The following is a 3895-nucleotide window of genomic DNA, read 5'->3' on the forward strand; positions in this document are numbered from 1 at the left end:
GGCTGTGGCTACGTGCCGCCGAGAGGCACCAGCCGGGGTTAAAAGCCCGGCATCCATTCCCCTCTCACGCTGAATGCGGCGGCCGCCGATCTGCCTGGATGATTACGGTCTGGCCGGCTCGCTCAAGAGCGGCTCGGATGCGCCGGGCCTCGTGCACGTCGTCGGTGCGGCCGAGGCTGCTGTACCGGCGTTCCCCGCGTGGGCGTTCGACTCGGTGAGATCGATGATTGGATTGCCGGATGCTCGCCGCTGCCGGAGCGCGAGCGTCAAACGGTTTGGCGACAGGTCTCCGGAAATGCGATCCGAGAACATAGGCGAAACTACTGAAACACAAAGGACACGACGAGCGCAAAGAGTGATGCTTCATAATTACGGCCGCGACACGATCTCGATGGTCTCGATGACATCGCCCTCGAAGCAGGGCGCCAAAGACTCCCCGACATTCCCGCTGACTTCGTGGCGGCGCAGTACACCGATTGAGCGGGGCAACATGGTCCCACCAAAAGCGCGCGACTACGTCATCGCACACTGGTAAACACCGGGACAACGTCGACGGATACCCGCCAACGTGCGCGGATGTATTTCCATCCGCTCTTGACGCCGTCAATACCCGAAAGCAAAACCGCAGGTAACGAGCGGGACTGAATTGGAACGAGACGGAGCGAACCTGCAGGTCAATCGGTATTTCCGCAGGTAGAGGCAGAGGTTCGAATCCCCTTAGCTGCCGGTCACCGACCGGAGTCCAAGTGTCCTAACTCTGTCCTACCGCTGTCGAAAACACCGCCGATGCGGCGGTCAGGCGGTCATCGGGGAGGCTTTGCGCAGTACATCCGACGGCGGGGTCCCGGCTCCAGTCGCCGCGGCCTTCCTGCCCATCGCGAGGCGGTGGCGAGCACTGACCGCGATACCCGCGAGGCGCGGACGCCGTGTCCCCACAGCTGTCCGCCCCGGGCGGTAACGTCAGTTAGCTTTCGCAAGCGGTATCAAGTTGTGCTACACCGCCCCCAACGGTCGTTGGGGCCGTTGGCGCAGTCAGGACGCGGAGGGTTGTGGACATGCCAGTGGGAGGCGCTCCGGCGTTCACCGGGTCGGACTGTGCCTAATTGCAGGAGTTCGCGGGCGGTACTCAGACCAGCGATCTGACAGAGGAGCAGACATCCGGCATCGCTGACCTGCGGACACGCCTCCTCGAAGCGGCGACCACGGTCGCTGACCAGCTGTCGGCCGATTGGCGGCCGTTCAAGTCGGATGTCAACCGACCCAGCATCAGCGGCCACGTGGCCAAACTGCTCTGGTCTTGCGCATACCCGTCTGCCTCGCCCCACAAGTCGTTCGGGTTGCAGGTCGCGCTGATCGTGCAACCCAGCGGCATCGAGCTGTGCTTCTGCCTCGGCGCTGGTGTCAGCCAGTCTAAGTCCGGCGACACTCGCGACGAGCTCGGTCGAGAGTTCGCGCGCGTACGCGAGCGGATGCAGACCGCGCCCCGTGGCGTAGTTGAGGGCGTCACCCAGCGACTCGGATCCGAGTGGTCGTTTCGCAAGAAATGGCTCATGCCGCCGGAGGCCGGCGAGTTCCGGACATTCGAGGAGTGGCTCAGGTTCGCTGGCGCCTCGTCCGAAGGTGGAGCCAGCATCTCGAGGTACTTCGCACCGGAGCAGGTGGACGGTGCCGCACCGGCGTTCGTCGACGACCTGGTGCGATTGTCGCGCGCAGTCCGCCCGCTCGTGGACTGGGTGTACTCGGACGACGGCACGGACATGCAAGCCGCTGGTCTCGGTGTGGCCGGGCCGGCCGTGGACCACGATGAGTCGGGACGGATCCCACGTGGGTTCCGACGGGACCTCTTCGACGCTGCCGTCGCCGAGTTGAAGCGTGAGCGCCTCGAGCATGGCGACCTACATCAGTTGGCGTGCCGCCAGCTGGCGGCGTGGATCGAGCAGCGAGACACCCTGACAGATGATGCACTCTGGGCTGGTCTTCGCGACCGCTTCCTACCGTTCGGGTATGTCGAGATCGACGGCAAGAGATACGACGCGAAGTCGCCGACCCTGCTCAACGACGCCGAGCTCCGTGCCGCGGAACGAGAGGGTCGCGTCGCTGCACATGGCAACCTTCACTGGACCGGCCTCGCTCGAGCGGTCGGCAGCGAGCGGGCCGATGTGCCGGCGATCAGGGCTGCGATCGACTGGATTCTCGATGAGACAATCCCGTTCGACGTCCGCATCGCTGCCCTCGTGGGTGGTGATCGGCACGTCCGCGGGTTCGGCATCGCGGTCTGGACCGGTTTCTACGCGATGGCTCGCGACTGGGAACAGCCGGCGGTCAACGAGACGGTGAACGAGGCATACGAGAAGCTCGGCTGGCCACTGGTGCAGGACGGTCCCGCGGCTCAAGTGGCAGAGGTCCGAGCACGTGGGAAACTGCTACTCGCCGAGAGTGGGCTTCGTTCGCTCTCCGACATCGACTGGGTGTATTGGCGCGTCACCGACATGGAGTCGACGGACACCCCCACGACACGGGTGGACACCGGACCGTGGTGGCTCTTCCAAGGAAAACCGGCTCGCTATGACATCGACCGTGCGGTCCGTGAGCTCGAGCGCCAGACGTGGACGACGAGCCGGCACGCTCGCAGGATCAAGGCTGGGCATCGCGTCTTCCTCTACCGCACCGGGCAGGAGGCCGCGGTCATTGCGCTCGCCACCGTCGAGTCCAACCCGGCGGAGATACCGGAGCCCGATAGCGAGCTTGCCTACTATCGGGATCCGAGCGATTACAACGCCGGAACCGCTACGAGGGTCTGGTTGCGGATCGACCGCATCGTCGAGCCGCCGGTCACGCGCGATACGCTGCTCGCCGATCGGGACCTTCGCGATCTGGCAAACCTGAAGTTCGGGAACGCCACCAACTACCCAGTGCCATCTGAGCTCGCGTCACGACTTCTCTCACTCATCACTGCCGAACCTCCCCAGAGCCTGAATGGGAGGGACGCGTTCGCGGTGCCTGGTGTCCTGCGCAGGGTCGCGGCTGGCGCGGGTCTCTGGTTTGAGTCGTGGGTGCTCGAAGATCTCTACCTCGCACTGCGCACCAAGCCGTTCTTGATCCTCACGGGGTTATCAGGCACGGGGAAGACGAAGGTCGCACTCGCGCTGCAGGATCTGTTGACCGAGGAGGACTTACTGGAGATACGACTCGCGCTGCTTCTCGACGGCGCTTCACCGATGGGTGATCACGAACTCGCGTGGAACTCGGGAGCCAGGGATGCTGCTGGACCTGCCTCGGTGACTCGGGGCATCGTACCGTCGCTGGACCGGCTCTCCCGGTCCCTGCAAGACCACGGTCGGTGACCCCCCACCGTGGCGTCGGCTTCACCCGGCAGTCGGCGTGGCGCCCCGATACCCGTCAACGGCTGAAGTCACTGAGACTCATCCATCACCCTTGGGGAGGACGCACGATAGAGCCCCTGTCGCTCGGGTTGATGCAGTCGGTCATGGTACGGGCCATTCGTGCACTGGGGCGCCGGTGTGCGCGTGCTCGGCATACCGCCGTGTCATCTCACGCAGCGCCGTGATGCGCTCCATCCCGCGCTTCTCGAGGTAGCGCACCGCCTCGGTCTGCCAGGCAGCGCCGGTACGGCCGCATCGAACCCGTGCTTCGATGACACCGAGATACCGGTCGCGGTCGTCCGCATCCACGCCCCAAGCGTCGAGCCCGGCCGCAGCGGCCGGCAGCAGGACCTCACGGGTGAGCTGGTCGACGGGGTGGTCGACGCCCTGCCAGCACAGCCGCGCTGCCAGCCCGTCTCGTGCCGCGCGGTGCAGGTTCTGCTCGGCCGCCGCGAAGGGCATCTGCTTCCAAGGGGTGGGGTCGCTGTCGACGATCGCGCGGACCAGTCCGT

At 65.3% G+C, this 3895-nt stretch carries 2 protein-coding genes and 1 pseudogene; 1 reads left to right on the forward strand and 2 read right to left on the reverse strand.

The genetic code is table 11. The annotated features are described in order from the left end of the window. Positions 1-369: 369 nt before the first annotated feature. Positions 370-492 carry a hypothetical protein gene (locus ACLP9N_RS17130; RefSeq protein ID WP_442408540.1) on the reverse strand — a complete coding sequence of 41 codons (123 nt, stop codon included), beginning with the start codon at positions 490-492 and terminating at the stop codon, positions 370-372. A 611-nt stretch (positions 493-1103) separates the two neighbouring features. Here ACLP9N_RS17130 and ACLP9N_RS17135 point away from each other — a divergent pair. Continuing rightward, positions 1104-3344, forward strand: coding sequence for an EVE domain-containing protein (locus ACLP9N_RS17135; protein WP_442408541.1), 2241 nt, complete (start codon positions 1104-1106; stop codon positions 3342-3344). 141 nt (positions 3345-3485) lie between these two features. Here the strand turns inward: ACLP9N_RS17135 and ACLP9N_RS17140 are convergent. Beyond that, a pseudogene (locus ACLP9N_RS17140) lies at positions 3486-3895 on the reverse strand (hypothetical protein); the annotation flags it as partial.

Source organism: Mycobacterium sp. (assembly GCF_052144515.1).
Lineage (GTDB): Bacteria > Actinomycetota > Actinomycetes > Mycobacteriales > Mycobacteriaceae > Mycobacterium.

What these genes read in the sequence shown, in the direction of transcription:
- ACLP9N_RS17130 (WP_442408540.1), bottom strand. Translation starts at nt 492, where the DNA reads ATGTTGCCCCGCTCAATCGGTGTACTGCGCCGCCACGAAGTCAGCGGG.